Raw genomic sequence first — 19,130 nt, 5'->3', positions numbered from 1 at the left:
TTCTATATTTTAAGTTAATACTAACAATTGTAACCTTTTTTTATAGTTCCTTTGAGCATTACATATGAGCAAGATAAATTTCTTGCTTAACTTTCTACAAATGCCTGAAAACTTGACAACGCTAAACGTATTAGCAGTTGATGATAATAAATTAAATCTACTAGTACTCTCTCAACTTTTAAAACTATTGGGGTTAGCTTCAGACTTAGCTTATGGCGGTGCAGAAGCTATCGAGATGGCAATCCATAAAAAATACGATCTCATTTTTATGGATATTCATATGCCTGATGTTGACGGTTTTATGGCTACCGAAGAAATACGTAAAAATAATAAGGACACGGTTATATTTGCCTTATCAGCAGATAATACAAAACCTGCTATAAAAAAAGGATTCTTAGTAGGTATGAATGATTATTTAACTAAACCTATAGGAAGAGAAGGTCTGCATTCAATCCTTGTCGCTTACTTTGGAGAACGTATAATTGCTTCTAAAAACTAATGTAGCGGCAAAATTAATTTTACCTGAGTTCCTATAGCTTCATTATTATCGCCATATAAATCGATGACATCCAATTTATAGGAGTATTTTAAGTTTTTAGAGAAGTTCTCTAATCGCTTTAGCGTTAACTTTATACCTATAGATTTTTTCTGAGTATTTAATTTTTCAGAATCTAAATGCATCGTTTTTCTTCTTCCTATACCGTTATCGGTGATTGTAATATTTACATAATTAACGTGTTGTTTATCAATGGCAATGCTTAATTTTTTATCGCCATTTTTAGCCTGCAATCCGTGCCAGAGTGCATTTTCGACAAAGGGTTGTAATATAAGAGACGGGATTTTTATTCTTTTCAGATTAAGATTTGGGTCTATTGTAATAGTATAATCGATTTCATTACAAAATCTTATATTTTCAATATTAATATAAAGGCGCATTGTTTCTAATTCTTCCTCTAATGAAATCTCCTTTTCGAGTGAACTTGATAATATAGATCGTATTAATTTTGAAAATTGATTAAGATACTCCATCGCCTCAGTAACGTTATGGTTTTGAAGATAGATGCGTATAGATAATAGAGCATTAAATATAAAATGCGGATTCATTTGAGAACGCATTAATTTTTGTTCTGCACTTAAAGTGCGTTTTTGACTCTTAAGACGATATTGTCGATACAGGATAAATAGAAGAACAAGAATTAAAAAAAATACAGCCAAAACGAGTATAAAACTCTTTCTGCTTTGTTCTAATTCAACAGCAGCAAAATTGTTCTGTTGTTCCAGTAGTCTAATAGTGTTTTTTTTCTGTTCACTATCATATTTCATTATTAAATCTGAAACATATTTATGATTTGCTTCATTTAGATACTCTTCCTGTACTTTTTGAGATAAGCGCTGGTATTCTAAAGCTTTTTTATAATTTCCGGTAGCATCTTTTAAATCTGACAGATGAAGATAGGCCATACTTAAAAACTGTTTCAAGTCATTTTCTTTAGCCATATTAATTGCCATTAGAAGGTATTTTTCACCTAATGCATAATTACCTAATTCACTATGAGCCCATCCCATATTGACGTATGCAAATGCTATATAAAATTTATCTCCTATTGCCTCAGCGGTCTTTAAGGTAGGTTCAATAAGATCTAAAGCTATTTTTGATTTATTTTGTTTTAGATAAACCTGCCCTAAACTATTGTTACAAATAACACGTCCTAAATCACTGTCTATGATATTATTATACTCAAGTGACTTTTTGTAATTCCAAATAGCTTCATCAAATTTTCCGCGTTCTTCATAGGTAATTCCTAAATTTGCATAGTTGATAGCAAGGCCTAAGTCACTTTTTAAAGTCCTCTCATAATTTATAGCTCTTTTAAAATATTTTTCTGCTGCAGTATAGTCGCGTAGTAATAAATAAATATTACCAATACTATTCAACGAAATCGATATTCCCTTAGTTAAAGATAACGTCTGCACGCGTTGGCTTTCTGCAAGTTGAAGTGCAGCATTATGCTTATCAAGCGCAGAGCGCACCGCATCTATACGCCTATAAACAACACCTGTCATGTTTAATGCAGATACCTGCATCTCAATATTATTTATATTGTTTGCAATTTGTAAGCTTTTATTGTGGTGCTCTAGCGCTTCTTTATACTTAGAGATGTCTCGTAAATAAATTCCAAGCATATTCTCGCCAAAGGACTCGCCTAATCGATATGATTTACTGCGGCTATCCAGAATCAATTTTTTAATAAGAAGTGTATCTCTTTTAAAGGAACCAGAATATTTTTGAACAGAGTCGTGCGCGTTGTACTGTTTTTTAAGAATATAACTCAAACTTTCATTAGGAGTCATTTGCGCATTGCTTGATAATATGCTTCCTAGATAGAAGAAGAATACAAGAAGAGCTTTAAATTCTTTAAAGAAACACAACCCCATAGATGAAACATTAATGCTTAAATATAAACAACTTAAACTTAGGTCGCTAATCAAAGGGACGGTAGCAATAGAGAAATTTTGTTAGCTTAGAATTTTATAATTATTAATATCGGAGCTTTTAAATGAAAAGAACAGGCATAACCTGATGAAGTGAGTTATCTAATTTTCTTTGCAGTACCTTTTTGCTTATTGCTTTCACCTACGAGTGCATATTCAAATGTATATACATCGTCATTTGTAGTGAGGATTTTAAAATGTAAAGCTTTACGATCACGCATTGAAGTAGGATTTATTTTTTCTGCGATATACTCACAATCATTTATCCATCGTATACTAGAAGAATCAGCCTTACCTTCATAAAAATCAATTTCAAGCGTATCATTACGCACAAATGTTGTTTTTACAACCTCACCGTTCAAATACGTTTCAAACTCAAATTTACCGGTCTTAAATTCGGTACAGTTGCGTTCTGGATTATAACAACCAGTAAGCATAAGAGCAGTTAGAAGAGACAGTGAAACTATTTTTATCATTGTGAAGGGAAAATTCGTTATTTCAAATTTACACCAGAAAGTTTAAGGCACGAAATTCTTAAAGGTACCATCTTTATAAAAAATCACAATTCGTTCTATAGCTTCTTCTTTAACCGATGCTAAGGTTTCTGTTACAGGATCTGTATGTGGCATTTGCGAGTTCTGTTGAGAACTTTCAGAATTGGAGGGTAAGATTGATTCAAAATCTGCCTGTAATTGATTTGACGATAATTTAGGCGCTGCAGAAGGTTCTGCGGTTTTTTTAGGAAAACTTCCTTTACCATTTAATAGCCAATAGAGTTCTACTTCAGGAAAAGCTGAAACAATTTTCATGACAAATTCTAAGCTAGGCTTATTTCTACCCGAAAGAATATGTGAGATAGAAGAGCGACCTACTTCAATCTCATCTGCAAAAGAAGTCGCATTCAAATCATACTCATCCATTATACGTTGGAGTCGTTTACCAAATTGATCACTGTTTACCATTGTAACACCACTATCGCTTTTAAAGTGTTACAAATGTAAATAAACTAATTACATTAATCACATTACATTTGTAAACAATACCAATTACAGCTAAATCTTTTAATTAATTAAATACTTTTAAATGGCTAAAAAACAACTTTTTAAGTATTATATAATATAAGATAGGAAATTTTCCGACTTATAGATTTTAATAAAGCTATTAACGATTTACACTTGTAAACAGAGGTATGGGAATTTGCTGTTTACATTTGTAAAATAAGTATTGTTTACATTTGTAATTCAATAAAAATGATGAATTATTCTGCTTTAAAATCCTGGCACAAAAGCCACAAAGTTGCTGCTCTAAAAGGACGTTATATTACTATTAATGACATTCAGCCACTGCTTGATGAACTTCCAACTCTTTTTACTGTAGAGGTATTGGGTTATTCTGTTGAGAACAGACCCATTTCAAAAATAACATTTGGTACAGGTCCTATTACTGTTCTAGGTTGGTCTCAAATGCACGGAAATGAGAGTACCACCACAAAGGCGCTGTTTGATATTTTTAAATGGTTTGAAACTAATAGTGCTACAGATGCTGCCAATAATCTTTTAAATGCCTGTACTTTTATTATGGTTCCTATGCTTAATCCTGATGGTGCAGCGGCATATACACGAGTAAATGCAAATCAAATTGACCTTAATAGAGATGCACAGGACTTAACCCAGCCAGAAAGTATCATTTTAAGAGATTTATATACTAATCTAAAACCAGATTATTGTCTTAACCTACATGGTCAACGAACCATTTTTGGAGTAGGTGATCCTGCAAAGAGTGCAATAATTTCATTTTTATCTCCTTCTCAAGACGAATTACGTACGGTAACGCAATCCAGAAAGATAGGAATGGCATTAATAGCCGATATGAATGAAATGCTACAGGAGTTTATACCTAACTGTGTAGGACGTTATGATGACGGATTTAATATAAATTGTGTGGGAGATACGCTTCAGCATAAGAATATACCCACGGTACTTTTTGAGGCTGGGCATTACCCAGAAGATTACGATAGGGAGGAGACCAGGAGTTATATGTTTTTGTCACTTATTCGCATTTTTGAATCTATAATTTTGCTTAAATCGAAAAAAAATGCCTCCAGTAATCCGTATTTTACTATTCCGGAGAACAAAAAATGCTTTTTTGACTACTTAATTCGCTCAATTGAGCTTCCTGGTTTTGGAGTTGTAGATATGGCAATTCAATATGAAGAAAAACTAGAAAATGGAGTACTCAATTTTATTCCTAAAATACATCAAATAGGTGATCTAAAGGAGTTTAAGGGTCATTTAGAAATAGACTTTGATGGAAAATCACCTCTAAATAAAGAAGATTTTGACTGGAAAGAAGGAGTGATTATTGAGGAAATCCAAACAAATTCCGGTTTACCTACAACGTTTTCGCTAAAAAGGAACAATTTGTTGTGAATTATTCAGTGATTTTGTATTATTTTTGATTTATATATAATTTAATTAACTAATAATGGCAAAATTCAAATTAGACGAAGTAGATCATCAGATTTTAGATATGCTGATTGAGAATACAAGAACTCCGTTTACAGATATAGCAAAGAAATTACTGATATCGGCTGGTACTGTTCATGTACGAGTTAAAAAGATGGAGGAGGCCGGCATTATTGTAGGTTCTTCATTAACTCTTGACTACGCTAAACTGGGATATTCCTTTATTGCCTATGTAGGCATATATATTAATAAAACAAGTCAAACTACTTTTGTTTTGGAGCGTATCAATCAAATTCCTTATGTTACGGTAGCTCATGTTACTACAGGAAAATTCAATATTTTTTGTAAAGTAAGAGCAAAAAATACAGAACACGCTAAGAATATAATTTTTCAACTTGATGATATTGAAGGCGTTTATCGTACTGAAACTATGATTTCTTTAGATGAAAGTATCAACGATAAAAAACGTTTAATGCACAGTATTTTTCAAGACCTGTAAAGTAAACCAAAGAAGTATTTTATATATACCCTTTGGCTCTTTTGGCAAAGGGTATTTTTATTTTAATCAAAACTAACTTATGTCCAGACAACCCAAGCTAGAACGTTTTAACAATCTTGTAAAATCAAAGTATCAGGTTTATAATAGTCTTTTTATGACTTTGCCGTTTCACGGCATTACAGACACCGGTGTGCTGTTACCGCTTTTTGATAGAATCTGCACACGTGGTTATGATAACAAATACAATCCTGAGAAAATAGTCAACTACTTTTTTGATAAATACCAACGAGATGTTTCTGAAGATGATCGTTACGATCTATTATTTCGTTTTATACAATATATAGAGCGGCAGGTGGTTCTTTTTGATGCAATTGAAGATGCTGCGTACCGTACTGTTAATAATATGGATGGGCGTGGTACTTTACGCAACATAAAAGAGGAGGCAGAAGCACAATCAAAAACAGGAGAACTGCAGGAGTATCTACAGGATTTTAAAATACGACCGGTACTTACCGCACACCCTACACAATTTTATCCGGGGGCAGTATTAGGTATTATCAATGATTTAAGTAAAGCGCTTAATGATAATGACCTTGAGATGATAAAAAATCTTTTATCTCAATTAGGTAAAACACCATTTTTTAAGAAAGAAAAACCAACGCCTTATGATGAGGCGGTAAGTTTAATCTGGTATTTAGAAAATGTATTCTATAAAGCTGCAAGTCATATATATAACTACTTACAGCAAAATGTATTTAAAGGTGAATTTTTTGACAATCAAGTTATTGATTTAGGCTTTTGGCCGGGTGGCGACCGTGATGGAAACCCCTTTGTAACTACAGAAATTACACTTAAAGTTGCCTCTCGCTTAAGGAATACCATTATTAAAAATTACTATCGTGATGTACGTAATCTAAGACGTAGAATAACTTTTAATGGTACTGAAGCTCCACTGGCAGATATAGAACGCAGACTTTACGACAGTATCTTTTTGCCGGGTGATCAATTAAAAATAACTGTTGATGAATTAAATAGCACATTATTACGCATACGTCAAATTGTTATTGAGCGTCATGAAGGTTTATTTGTTGAGCAAATAGACGATTTATTGAATAAGATAAAGATGTTTGGTTTCCATTTTGCTGTATTAGATATTCGTCAGGATAGTCGGGTACATATGCACGTAATGGAGGAAATTGTTAAGCAAAGTGCTAAAGACAATTTGGGGATTTTTCCAGATAATTTTGCAGAACTTTCAGAAGCTGAGCAGATAACAATTTTACAAGATGTAAAAGGTACAATAGATCCTGCGACTTTAGAAGATGAGATTGCCCGCAAAACATTAGAAAGCATTTATGCGATGCGCGAAATTCAAAAACATAATGGAGAGCGTAGTTGTAACCGATATATCATAAGTAACAATCAGACGGGACTTAATGTGATGCACGCATTTTCTATGTTTCATCTAACCGGTTGGGAAAATCCATTTGTTGACATCGTTCCGTTATTTGAGACAGTACCAGATTTAAAAATAGCTCATGAGGTTATGCGTAAGTTGTATACAAATCCTGCATATGCAAAGCATCTAAAGCAGCGTAATATGAAGCAAACTATTATGTTAGGCTTTAGTGATGGTACTAAAGATGGTGGATATTTAATGGCAAACTGGAGTATTTTTAAAGCTAAAGAAGAGCTTACTAAGGTTTCTCGTGAATTCGGAATTAAAGTGATTTTCTTTGATGGTAGAGGAGGACCTCCAGCTCGTGGTGGTGGTAAAACACATCAGTTCTACGCTTCATTAGGAGAGACTATTGAAGACGAAGAAATACAATTAACTGTACAGGGACAAACCATTAGTTCAAACTTTGGTACACCAGACTCCTGCCAGTATAACTTAGAGCAATTATTAAGTTCGGGTATATTTAACGGTGTGTTTTCAGAAAAAGGAAAAGCATTCCCTGAAGAAGATCGTTCTACAATGGAAGAATTGGCTGAATTGAGTTATAAAGCTTATTCAGACTTTAAGGAGCATCCTAACTTTTTAGGATATCTAGAGCGTATGAGTACCTTAAAATATTATGCAAAAACGAATATAGGTAGTCGCCCTAGTAAACGAGGAAAAAGCGAGAAGCTTAATTTTTCAGATTTAAGAGCAATACCATTTGTGGGCTCCTGGTCTCAACTAAAACAGAATGTTCCCGGTTTTTACGGTGTGGGTACAGCTATAGAAGTTTTTGAAAAACGTGGTGACTTTGAAAAGGTACAGGATTTATACAAAAATAGCTTGTTTTTTAGAACGCTTTTAGAAAACAGTATGATGTCGCTAACCAAGTCTTTCTTTGGTCTTACAGCTTATATGCACGATGATCCTGAATTTGGTTCTTTTTGGGATATCATTCACGATGAGTACGAGCGAACAAAGCGTTTATTGTTAAAGGTAAGTGGTTATTCTGAATTAATGGAGGAAGAGCAGGCAGGTAAAGCATCTATTCAAGAGAGGGAGCGTATCGTGCTGCCACTCTTAACGATACAACAATTTGCGTTGAAAAAAATTCAGGAAATGCAACGGGAAGAAAATCCTGATCAGGCAAAATTAGAAATGTTTGAGAAGATGGTGACTCGTTCTTTATTTGGGAATATTAATGCTAGTCGTAATTCGGCTTAATTATGAATGTGACCGCACTTAAGGAGAATGAATACAATGCTTTTTACAGCACTTATATTAGTAAGGTAAATCCAGAACATAACTTAGTGGAAGCTTTAGAATATGGTTATGAGACTTATTGTTTGTTTTATGAACGTATTCCTGAAGAAAAATGGACTTATGCATATGACACCGGTAAATGGTCGATTTTAGAGTCGCTATTACACGTGATTGACACTGAGCGCATTTTTGCGTATAGAGCATTGCGAATCGGTAGGGGTGACAAAACTCCATTATCAGGTTTTGAGCAGGATGATTATATTTTACCTTCAGGAGCTAACTTTCGTACGATGCCAAGTTTGCTCGAAGAATATCGTCAGGTAAGATTATGCACCATTAATCTGTTTAAAAATTTGTCTACTCAGGCACTTCGTGAAATAGGAACCGCTAGTAATAGTGCACTATCAGCACGTGCAGCAGGCTTTATAATTTGTGGTCACGAGATACACCATGCTCATATTATTAGAACCAGATATTTAGAATAAAGTTAAAGTGATTATTTAAATCAGAAAGCTGTAATGCATTAGTATTACAGCTTTTTTTATTGAATATCATTTAAGAGTAATACGTTTTTAGAATTACATATAATTAAAGATGTTTAGGGTTTAATTATACATAACTCTAAATAATTCTCACTAACTTTAATAAGACCTAGTAACTATTCTTATGAATCGGCAAGTAGATGAATTTATTGCAGACGCTAAACCCTTTAGTACTATTTTACAGTTATTAAGAACATTAATTCTCAATTGTAATTTGGTTGAAGATTTTAAGTGGCGGAATCCTTGTTATACGTACAATTCAAAAAATGTTATTTTATTAAGTGTTTTTAAATCTTATTGCGCAATTACTTTTATAAAAGGAGAGTTGCTTAACGATTCACAACACCTGTTACTTAGTGCAGGTCCTAATACAAAAGCTGCCCGGGTGATTAAATTTACGTCAGATACAGACGTTTTGAATTTAAGTGAGATAATTAAATCATACATATGTGAAGCAAGAGAAATAGAAAAGTTAGGGATTAAAGTCAGCCATAATAAGCCGATAGATTCTATTTTTCCCATTGAATTAGAACAAGCATTTAACCTTGATTTTTCCTTTAAAAGTGCTTTTTACAAACTTACTCCAGGAAGACAACGGGGATATCTGATCTATTTTAGTGGGGCTAAACAAGTCAAGACCCGTATTTCAAGAATAGATAGCTATAAGATTAAGATATTAGATGGTTTTGGATTAAATGATTGCATTTGTGGTTTATCAAAGAAAATGCCTGTCTGTGATGGGGCACATAAAATATTGAATAAATAAATACGTCTAATTAGTAGTGGGTAAATGCCATAATTAGAATGATAAACACAACCTGCAATTTTGCAGGTTGCTTAATTTAATCTTTTAATGCGGCATCAAAATCCTGCATCCATTTGCCGTGTACTTTGAGAACTTGCTCAATTACATCGCGAACACAGCCTTTGCCGCCTTTTTTATGTGAAACATATTTAGAAACCTCTTTAATTTCTTTAACTGCATCCTGTGGACAGCAAGGTAAGCCCACTTTTTGCATTACAGGAAAATCAGGAATGTCATCGCCCATATATAAGATATTTTCCGGGTTAATTTTATGTTCTGTAATAAAATCATTAAAAAAATCTATTTTAGAATGGGCTCCCAGATGAATATCTGTAACTCCTAGTGCTTGAAGTCTGCTGCGTACGCCTTCATTAGTACCGCCACTAATTATGCAAATTTTAAAATTTTGATTGAGAGCTGTTTTCAATGCATAACCGTCTTTTACGTTCATACTTCGCATCATTTCTCCCTGTGTACTAATTAAAAGACTACCATCTGTCATTACGCCATCTACGTCAAAAATAAATGTGGTAATGTCTTTTAAATGTTCTTTATAACTCTTATCGCTCATAATACTTTAAAATTGATTGTGTTAGTGTTTTGTAAATAGCTTTTTGTGCCTCATTGGTTAGCGCCTCAGACTGTTTATTTATTGTAATTGTGTCACCACGTTTTGCTGGTCCTGTTTGTGAATTCTCGGGTCCTAATTCAAAGGCTTTTGCGATGGTCTCTTCCATTAATGGTTTTAATAAATTAAAAGAAACTCCGTTGTCTTTACATAACTGTTTTGCTTCAGTAAGAATATGATTGCTAAAATTATTACTGAATACAGCAGCTAGATGTAATGCGGCACGTTGTGTTGAATTTACAATATAACTTTCCGCAGATAGACAAGCTGAAAGATATTTTAAAGTAGAAAAATCATCTTCAAGCTTTACTTCAATACAAAATGGTATTTTACTATAATTCAGTATTTTTGACTTGGTAAATGTTTGTAAGGGATAAAATACACCACAACGCTTAAGTGTACCTAAAACTTCTAGTGAAGTGCTTCCTGAAGTGTGTACTACGAGTGACTTAACTCCTACAAGTGTATTTGCTATTTCTGAAATGGCACTATCACTTACTGCAATAATTATTACGTCAGACGGGTAGGTATTAGATAGTGAAGTAGTTGTCGTGGCAAACGGAATAAAGTCTATCAACGATTCTTCACTTCTCCCTACAACGAATTGCAGATTAACGTCTTGCGCTAAACTAAAAGCCTGTGCAAGGTGAAAAGCAACATTACCGGTACCTATTATAGAAAGGGTTATCACATTTCAAAAGTACATAAAATAGACGTAAAGTATTAGTAATAGCAAGCGTTAAACCTTTATTAATGCTCTTTTGTTTTGTACCTTTGCGCCATCAAAAAAATGGCTTTTTTACCATGCAAAAACGTATCGCAGATTTCCTGTTTTCTACACGATTAATGGCTCTTTTATTTATTGTTTACGCGGTGGCGATGGCCACAGGTACAATATTAGATGCTGGCCAAGAAACCTCACCAACTCCCTATACTAGAGAGCTTGTTTATGAAGCCTGGTGGTTTGAGCTTATTCACCTTATGTTTATTATAAACTTTGTGGGTAACATTGCACGCTTCAAGCTGTGGCGCAGATCAAAATGGTCTACATTAGTATTTCACTTATCTTTTATTTTAATCATTTTTGGAGCAGCCTGGACACGATATGTAGGTTTTGAGGGTGTTATGCCTATACGAGAAGGGGAAACTGAAAACACATTTCTAAGTGATCGCACGTATTTAAGTGTATTTATAGATGGAGAAAGAGATGGCCAGCCTATGCGTCGTAAACTGGAGCCAAAACGTTTGAATTTATCTACCCGACTTAATAATGACTTTAATTGGGAAACAGATTTTGCCGGTAAACCGGTAAATATTTCATTTTCAAAATTTATAGATGGGGCAGAAGAAGGTCTTATTGAAGACACCGATGGTCTCAATCAATTGAAAATTGTTGAAGCAGGCGACGGGCAAAGACACGAGCATTATCTTGAGGAAGGTCAGGTTGCAAGCATACACAATGTGCTTTTTGCATTAAATACGCCTACTGAAGGTGCTATTAATATAGGTTTTGACGGTGAGAATTATACCATACAAACACCTTTTGGTGGGAGTACACGAGTTATGGCTACTCAAACTAATTATGAGGTTGTTAAAGACTCTGTCCAGGAATTAAAATTGAGATCTCTTTACCAGTTAGGTGGAATGCAGTTTGTTATACCTGAGCCGGTGATGAAAGGTAAAAACGGTATTGTAGAAGCTTTCCCAAAACAAAAAGGACAGGCAGATGCTCTTTTTGTAACCATTAGAACGGAAGATGGAGAGGAGACTCTGGGTCTTTTAGGGGGTAAAGGTTATAATAATGAAATGGAGTCTGTAAAAATAGGAGATCTTACCTTTCATATGAATTACGGAAGTCAGGCTGTAAAACTTCCTTTTGGTATTACTTTAAACGATTTTATTGCAGAACGCTACCCGGGTACGACCAATGTGTATTCTTCTTATAAAAGTAAAATTACAGTTGTTGAAGGTGATGACTCTACATTTGATTACGACATATTTATGAATCACGTTTTAGATTACAAAGGCTATCGCTTTTTTCAGGCGAGTTTTAGTCCAGATGAATTGGGTACTGTTTTATCTGTAAATCACGATGCTGTAGGTACGTGGATCACCTATATAGGGTATTTCTTATTATATCTGGGACTTATGATTATTCTTTTTGATAAAGGAAGCCGTTTTGGTGATTTAAAAGTGAGACTAGACAAAGTAAAAGCCCGCAAAGCAAAACTTTCTATTGTGGTTATTCTTTTCGCCCTTGGCGGAAATATTCTTACAGCACAGGAAGAGCAGGTGGTTGTGGAGAATGGTAATACCGAAGTTGTACAGGAACAACCTCAGGATTTCATTCCCGGTACTGCGGTTGTAGATGAGGAAAATCATATGCTTCCTAAACAAGCAGAAATAGATTCCATTTTAAAAGAAAATACCATTCCTGCAGCAGAAGCTGCCAAATTTGGTAAAATGGTTATTCAGGATGATAAAGGTCGTATGATGCCGGTAAACTCATTTGCCAGTAAATTACTGCGCAAATTAAGCCGAAGTGATTCTTACCAGGGAATGACGGCAGATCAGGTTTTTCTTTCTATGGTAGAATCTCCTTTTTTCTGGTATAATGTTGATTTTATTTACTTAAAACCTGCTAATGACAGTTTGCGAGGTATAATAGGTATTCCTAAAGACCAGAAGTACGCAAGTGCACTTGATTTTTTAGACAGTCAGGGGCGCAATAAACTAGATGTATATATTACAAATGCCTATCAAGCTGAAGTTAAAAATAGTTTCGATAAAGATTTTATAGATATAGCAGAACGTTTAGGTTTGTTAAGTCGTGCCGTAAGTGGTGAGATTTTAAAGATTTTTCCGTTAATAGATGACGAGAACAATAAATGGGTTTCCTATCCTGAGCTAAATGAAGCGGGTTATAAAGGGATGGATTCTTTATACACGAAGCAAATTCTTCCTCTTTATTTTTCTGCTTTGCGTGAAGGGAAAGACACGGGTGATTTTTCTAAAGCAGATACGTTTTTAAAGAGCATTCGTAGTTTTCAAGAAAAACATGGTGGTGAGATTATGCCTTCTCAGGATAAAATAGATGCTGAAGTTTACTACAATAAGCACGATATTTTTACAAAGCTGTATTGGATGTATTTACTTGCAAGCGTATTTATGTTTGTGTTTGTAATCATACGCATATTTAAAGAAACCCGTTTTGTTAAATGGATGGTTTATGCCGGTGGTGGAGCAGTTACTATACTTTTTGCATTGCACACGCTCGGTTTAATCTGGCGTTGGTATATCTCTGGTCACGCACCGTGGAGTGATGCGTATGAGTCAATTTTATATGTAGGTTGGGCAACTATGTTTTTTGGTTTGGCCTTCGGCCGAAAAAGTTCGCTTACTATCGCCAGTACAGCTTTTGTAGCCGGTTTTATATTATGGGGAGCGAGTATGAACTGGTTAAATCCGGAAATTGCAAATCTACAACCTGTTTTAGATAGTTATTGGCTAATGATACATGTAGCGGTAATTGTTGCGAGTTATGGGCCATTTACTTTAGGGATGATTTTAGGGCTGGTTTCATTATTACTTATGCTACTTACAAACAGTAAGAATAAATTAAAAATGGAACTCAACATTAAAGAGCTCACCATCATTAATGAAATGGCATTGACCGTAGGTCTTGTTATGTTAACAATAGGAAACTTCTTAGGTGGACAATGGGCTAATGAGAGTTGGGGTCGCTACTGGGGATGGGATCCTAAAGAAACCTGGGCACTTATAAGTATAATGGTTTATGCATTTGTTATACATATGCGCTTAGTACCTGGTTTACGTGGTAGATGGTTCTTTAATTTAATGTCTATTTTAGCGTATGGTAGCATTATGATGACCTATTTTGGGGTTAATTTCTGGCTTTCAGGATTGCACAGTTATGCGAGTGGCGAGAATATTTTAAATTTAAATAGAGCGCTTGGTATTATGGGTGGTGTGCTTGTATTTGCATTGATTGCTTATCCTAAATACAAGAAATTTTATAAAAAGTAAAATTGTATTTGTTGATACTATAAATTTAAATTTTGAGAAACAAAAAAAGGGAGATCGCGTAAGCTTTCTCCCTTTTTTCTATTAATATGTTTGCTAACTTATTTAAAGTTCTCCTACCATATCTTCAGGTTTAACCCATTCATCAAATTCTTCGGCGGTAACATAACCTAGATTTACGGCTTCTTCTTTGAGCGTAGTGCCATTATCGTGTGCTGTATTTGCAATTTCCGCAGCTTTATAATAGCCTATTTTAGTGTTTAAGGCGGTTACAAGCATTAATGAGTTATCAAGCATTGTTTTAATGCGAGCGTGATTTGGTTCAATACCTGCAGCGCAATGTTCTTCAAAAGAAATACATGCATCCCCTATAAGTTGAGCACTGTGTAAAAAGTTTGCAGCCATTACAGGTTTAAAAACATTTAACTCGTATTGACCTTGCATACCGCCAACAGCAATCGCCATATCATTACCTATCACCTGAGCGCAAACCATTGTCATTGCTTCACATTGGGTAGGATTTACTTTACCCGGCATAATAGAAGAACCCGGCTCATTTGCAGGAATAGTTATTTCACCAATTCCTGAACGTGGACCACTGGCAAGCATTCTTATATCATTTGCAATTTTATTTAAAGACACCGCAAGTTGCTTAAGTGCACCGTGAGATTCTACAATTGCATCGTGAGCTGCAAGCGCCTCAAACTTGTTGTCTGCCGTTTTAAAGGGCTGTTCGGTAAATTTAGCTATATAGTCTGCGACTAGTTTGTCATACCCTTTAGGAGTGTTTAATCCCGTACCTACTGCGGTACCACCCAGAGCCAACTCAGAAAGGTGATCTAGTGTATGTTCAAGAGCTTTTATACCGTGATCTAATTGAGATACATAACCCGAAAATTCCTGACCCAGGGTTAGGGGAGTGGCATCCATTAAATGAGTACGACCTATTTTAACCACTTCGCGAAAATCATCTGACTTTTGCTTAAGCGTATTTCTAAGTTTAATAACACCCGGAAGGGTGACCTCCATCACTTTTTTATAGGCGGCAATATGCATTCCTGTTGGGAAGGTATCGTTTGAAGACTGAGATTTATTTACATCATCATTTGCTTGAAGAGTTTTCTCACCATCTCCTAAAGTTTTACCGGCAAGTATATGAGCACGGTTAGCGATAACCTCATTCACATTCATATTACTTTGAGTCCCAGAACCCGTTTGCCAGATTACCAGCGGAAATTGGTCATCGTGCTTACCTTCAAGAATCTCATCACAAACCTGAGCAATAAGATCTCTTTTTTCTTCAGATAAAACTCCTAATTCTGCATTAGTATAAGCAGCTGCTTTTTTAAGATAAGCAAAGCCGTAAATGATTTCAATAGGCATCGACGCCGGATTTCCTATTTTAAAATTATTGCGAGAACGCTCAGTTTGTGCGCCCCAGATTTTTTCTGCCGGTACTTTAACTTCGCCCAGCGTATCTTTCTCTATTCTGAATTCCATATGGTTATTTTAGTAGTCTTACAAAAATAATGGTTTGTTGTTAAATACTGCAGTTAAGGCTAGTTATAAATCTCTTTATAAAATCAAATTTGAGTTGCATATTATGTAAGATAATCGCTAAATTTGCAACAAGACAAAAACCATATTATGTTCGAATTTGATCAATACTTAGGCTTCTTAGCGTTTTTAACCATTTTAACTATAGGTTTCTGGTTAATGATATTTTTAGTTTCTATTATTCCATACTGGATAGGTGGAGCTTTCGTAGAGCGTATGAAAGAAATACGTGAAAAGAAAAAAGCAGAACGTGTGAATTAAATTTACACCTTTATCATACTAAAAGCCCTGATTTTTATTAATCAGGGCTTTTTTATTTTATCAAATAGATAATTGAAGGATTTTAGAATTTTTAGATTTATCGAAAAATATTCTAGAAAAGATTAATGTAAAAAAGCCATCTTTTTCAAGATGGCTTTTAATAAATAGGAATGAAAGGTATTGTCTTTAATTATCCTTGAAAATCCCCTTCATCGTCACCAGTATTTTGTTGGCGAGAAGGTTTTTCATTTTTACGTTGATTAAAACGGTAAACAAACGATAAGTTTATTTGACGCTGTCTCCACTGAAATTCGCTATCTCTGGTGAAGAAGTCGTTAGTTGTAAATTGATTACGTTTTCTGCCGTTAAATAAATCGCTTACGTTCATAGATACCGTACCGTTATCACCAAAAACATCTTTGCTAAATGCTAAATCTACTGAAAGAATACCGTCTGTATCAGATTGTGCATTTTGAGAAGCACCTCTGTAATTAGCATTGGTTTGCCAATCGATTTTGAAAGGCAATGATACTTTTGAGCTGAAACGCGCAAAATAACTTGTGTTTTTAGCGCTGTAATCAACTTCGTTAAAAAACCCTTCCGTATTAAACTGGAAAAAGTTGAAGCTACCATTTAATCGCAACCATTTAGCAGGATTGTACAACAGGCCTAATTCTGCACCTATACGCTCGTTACTTGATAGATTAATAGGAATAGTACGTATTACCGTATTGCCATTTGTATTAGTTCCCTGACCTTGTAATTCAATAATCTCATCTACGCGCTCAAATGAAGCTTTTTCTTTTTGGTAGTAAATAGAAGAAGTTAATGTCACTTTATCCCAACGTTTTAAATATCCTACATCATATGCATTAGAGAATGCAGGTTGTAAATTAGGATTTCCCTGAAATACGTTATTTCTACTACTTCTATCTGGGAATGGATTTAAAAACCAACCACGCGGGCGATTGATACGACGGTTGTACCCTAAAGTGAAATTCTCACGCTCTGCAATTTCTAAAGTAACATTTAGGGTAGGGAATAGACCTAAATAATTGTTGTCAAAGTCTGTATCAATTGGGAAACCAAAAATGCCTTGTAGCTGTTCTTCATTTAGAGAAGAACCTATTTTACCTTTTAACTGTGTATTTTCTAAGCGTAAACCGGCTAGTACAGAAACTTTACCAAATTTACTACCTAATTGGGTATAGACAGCATTTACATTCTCTGTGTAATCAAATATATTACTTAGGGTGTCATTGCGCACAAAATTATTTGTGTTTGCAATTTGTTCTTGGTTTACAGCAAAATCTGTGATTTCATTTTGAAAACTTCCGCGATATCCTGCTTCAAATTGCCATTCTTCAGAGAAGGGTAAAACATAATCTGCCTGTACTAAATATTCTTTTTGCTGCTCATCAGTAAATAATCGTTCACCTATGATGGGCGTTGTATTTTCAGTATCTAATGTAATATCTTCATTAATCCTGGTATTCTGATTTTCTTTAGAATTTTCATATTGAAAATCTGCTGTTAATTGATGACCTTCATCATTAAATTTATTGATATAGTTTAATGAAAATTGGTAGCTGTTATCTTTTTCTTTTTGATTTTCTACACGTGTCGTCTCAAGCACTTTTGCAGCGTCTCTAAAACTTTGAGTCAGGTTTGTCGTCTCATCAACATCATTACCGTTTCTATAAAAAACAGAAGCAGTTAAAGAGGATTTATCATTAAGATAGTATTCAATACCTAGATTGGTATTAAAACCTCTGTTTAAACGCTGTATATCACGGTCTTCAACTATGCGATCATAAGTAGGGTTTATGTCTGCAGAAGATAAATAGTTAGTATCAAAAAAACCATTACCAGGAGAACTTGAATATCGATAACCTGTAGTATTAAAAATGTTATATTTTTCGGTACGTAAGTTTAAGTTAGCAGAAACACTTGCTAAATCAGGGTTTCCAATGCTTGTATTTACTGAACCATTAAATCCTAATGTTTTTTCTTTACGTAAAATGATGTTTAATATACCCGCAGTACCTTCTGCATCATATCTTGCGGAAGGAGAAGTAATTACTTCAACACGCTCAATAGCATCTGCCGGAAGCTGACGTAGAACATCTGTGTTTCCAAAACCTGCTATTGCCGAAGGTTTACCGTTAATAAGAATACGCACATTCTCATTTCCTCTAAGACTTATGCCACCTTCAACATCTACAGTAACCGAAGGCACATTATTTAAGGCGTCACTTACTGTACCACCTGCGGTGGTTAGGTCTTTACCTATGTTGTAGATTTTTTTATCTAACCGAATATCTACAGTAGTCGTTTCTGCAATTACAGTTACTTCATCAAGATTTGAAGCTGCAAATTCTAACTGAATGGTACCTAGATTAAGATTTCCGGTTATGGTCTTATTTAAAATTAAAGGTTGAAAGGAGATGTACTCAATTTTAATCGTGTACTTTCCGGGAGCAACTTCAATTTTAAAAGAACCAGATGTGTCTGTGATTCCTCCTTCAACATCTGTTGAATTATTAGCATCTGTTACAGTAACAGTAGCATACTCGAGAGGTATACCGGCATCTTTATCTACTACTGTACCCGAAATGGTAAATTTAGAAGAAGAGGATTGTGCAAATGTGAATGCTGTAAAAAGCAACAGCATGCATAGCGTAAGCGTATTTTTCATAATCAATTTTTGGTTTCGCAAATTAGACTATGATAACGCAATAGGTTTAAAGTGATAGTGGTTAAACTTCTGTTAAAAGAAAAATGTTTTATCTTAATAAGTTCTTAATGTTTTCTAGGGGTCTACCCACAACAGCTTCATTGTCAAGTATAACAATAGGACGTTCAATTAGCTTTGGGTTTTCTACCATAATTTGAATTAATTCTTTTTCAGAATATACTTTCCCTTTAAACTTTTCTTTCCACAAGGCTTCACCTTTTCTTATGAGTTCAATGGGTTGTATACCTAATTTGCCTATGATTGCAGCAAGTTCTAAATAAGAAGGTGTGTCTTCTAAATATTTTACAACATCAAATTCTTTTCCTGATTCTTCTAGTAAGGCAAGACCCTGTCTGCTTTTTGAACAACGCGGATTGTGGTATATTTTTAACATA

Annotated in this window: 16 protein-coding genes; 8 read left to right on the top strand and 8 right to left on the bottom strand. The window is 34.5% G+C overall.

The annotated features are described in order from the left end of the window. Window positions 1-100: 100 nt before the first annotated feature. A complete protein-coding gene (locus tag ACEN25_RS02905) occupies window positions 101-499 on the top strand; it encodes a response regulator (protein ID WP_441801571.1) in 399 nt (132 codons plus the stop codon). On the opposite strand, the gene ACEN25_RS02900 is transcribed toward ACEN25_RS02905, so the two are convergent. The 3 genes from ACEN25_RS02900 to ACEN25_RS02890 form a co-directional block, all read right to left on the bottom strand. Beyond that, window positions 496-2,436: a tetratricopeptide repeat-containing sensor histidine kinase gene (locus ACEN25_RS02900; protein WP_441801570.1), complete on the bottom strand. Its 1,941-nt coding sequence runs from the start codon at window positions 2,434-2,436 to the stop codon at window positions 496-498. The two genes, ACEN25_RS02905 and ACEN25_RS02900, sit on opposite strands and share 4 nt — an antisense overlap. Window positions 2,437-2,591: 155 nt before the next feature. Further along, entirely contained in the window at window positions 2,592-2,930 is a 339-nt protein-coding gene (locus tag ACEN25_RS02895; RefSeq protein ID WP_441801569.1) for a DNA topoisomerase IV, read from the bottom strand. Between the two features lie 81 nt (window positions 2,931-3,011). After that, on the bottom strand, window positions 3,012-3,455 hold the full coding sequence (locus tag ACEN25_RS02890) for a helix-turn-helix domain-containing protein (RefSeq protein WP_441801568.1): 444 nt from the start codon (window positions 3,453-3,455) through the stop codon (window positions 3,012-3,014). Between the two features lie 288 nt (window positions 3,456-3,743). Between ACEN25_RS02890 and ACEN25_RS02885 the strand changes: the two genes are divergently transcribed. From ACEN25_RS02885 to ACEN25_RS02865, 5 genes are all read left to right on the top strand, one after another. Further along, the gene (locus tag ACEN25_RS02885; RefSeq protein ID WP_441801567.1) at window positions 3,744-4,922 is read left to right on the top strand and encodes a M14 family zinc carboxypeptidase; all 1,179 of its coding nucleotides are present in this window, start codon (window positions 3,744-3,746) and stop codon (window positions 4,920-4,922) included. Window positions 4,923-4,977: 55 nt separating this feature from the next. After that, on the top strand, window positions 4,978-5,457 hold the full coding sequence (locus ACEN25_RS02880) for an Lrp/AsnC family transcriptional regulator (protein ID WP_028375239.1): 480 nt from the start codon (window positions 4,978-4,980) through the stop codon (window positions 5,455-5,457). Between the two features lie 79 nt (window positions 5,458-5,536). Further along, complete coding sequence (locus ACEN25_RS02875) at window positions 5,537-8,122, top strand: phosphoenolpyruvate carboxylase (RefSeq protein WP_441801566.1); 2,586 nt, start codon at window positions 5,537-5,539, stop codon at window positions 8,120-8,122. Window positions 8,123-8,124: 2 nt separating this feature from the next. After that, the gene (locus tag ACEN25_RS02870; protein WP_441801565.1) at window positions 8,125-8,646 is read left to right on the top strand and encodes a DinB family protein; all 522 of its coding nucleotides are present in this window, start codon (window positions 8,125-8,127) and stop codon (window positions 8,644-8,646) included. A 181-nt stretch (window positions 8,647-8,827) separates the two neighbouring features. Next, window positions 8,828-9,469 (top strand): DUF1801 domain-containing protein, encoded by a 642-nt coding sequence (locus tag ACEN25_RS02865; RefSeq protein ID WP_441801564.1) that lies wholly within the window; start codon window positions 8,828-8,830, stop codon window positions 9,467-9,469. Window positions 9,470-9,545: 76 nt separating this feature from the next. On the opposite strand, the gene ACEN25_RS02860 is transcribed toward ACEN25_RS02865, so the two are convergent. Both ACEN25_RS02860 and ACEN25_RS02855 read right to left on the bottom strand, forming a co-directional pair. Then, on the bottom strand, window positions 9,546-10,079 hold the full coding sequence (locus tag ACEN25_RS02860) for a KdsC family phosphatase (RefSeq protein ID WP_441801563.1): 534 nt from the start codon (window positions 10,077-10,079) through the stop codon (window positions 9,546-9,548). Further along, a complete protein-coding gene (locus ACEN25_RS02855) occupies window positions 10,069-10,827 on the bottom strand; it encodes a Rossmann-like and DUF2520 domain-containing protein (protein WP_441801562.1) in 759 nt (252 codons plus the stop codon). Before ACEN25_RS02855 ends, ACEN25_RS02860 begins: the two co-directional genes overlap by 11 nt. Before the next feature lie 113 nt (window positions 10,828-10,940). Between ACEN25_RS02855 and ccsA the strand changes: the two genes are divergently transcribed. Beyond that, a complete protein-coding gene (ccsA, locus tag ACEN25_RS02850; protein WP_441801561.1) occupies window positions 10,941-14,183 on the top strand; it encodes a cytochrome c biogenesis protein CcsA in 3,243 nt (1,080 codons plus the stop codon). Window positions 14,184-14,285: 102 nt separating this feature from the next. Here the strand turns inward: ccsA and fumC are convergent, their stop codons facing one another. Next, the gene (fumC, locus tag ACEN25_RS02845; RefSeq protein ID WP_441801560.1) at window positions 14,286-15,680 is read right to left on the bottom strand and encodes a class II fumarate hydratase; all 1,395 of its coding nucleotides are present in this window, start codon (window positions 15,678-15,680) and stop codon (window positions 14,286-14,288) included. 147 nt (window positions 15,681-15,827) lie between these two features. On the opposite strand from fumC, the gene ACEN25_RS02840 reads away from it, so the two are divergent. Beyond that, window positions 15,828-15,998 (top strand): hypothetical protein, encoded by a 171-nt coding sequence (locus tag ACEN25_RS02840; protein WP_441801559.1) that lies wholly within the window; start codon window positions 15,828-15,830, stop codon window positions 15,996-15,998. Between the two features lie 190 nt (window positions 15,999-16,188). Here ACEN25_RS02840 and ACEN25_RS02835 read toward each other — a convergent pair whose 3' ends face one another. Next, window positions 16,189-18,696 carry a TonB-dependent receptor domain-containing protein gene (locus tag ACEN25_RS02835; protein WP_441801558.1) on the bottom strand — a complete coding sequence of 836 codons (2,508 nt, stop codon included), beginning with the start codon at window positions 18,694-18,696 and terminating at the stop codon, window positions 16,189-16,191. Between the two features lie 88 nt (window positions 18,697-18,784). After that, complete coding sequence (arsC, locus tag ACEN25_RS02830; protein ID WP_441801557.1) at window positions 18,785-19,129, bottom strand: arsenate reductase (glutaredoxin); 345 nt, start codon at window positions 19,127-19,129, stop codon at window positions 18,785-18,787. Window position 19,130: the final 1 nt, after the last annotated feature.

This window comes from Leeuwenhoekiella sp. W20_SRS_FM14 (assembly GCF_052119605.1).
In the GTDB taxonomy this organism is placed as follows: Bacteria; Bacteroidota; Bacteroidia; order Flavobacteriales; family Flavobacteriaceae; genus Leeuwenhoekiella.
This window is presented reverse-complemented; position numbering and strand designations above follow the sequence as displayed.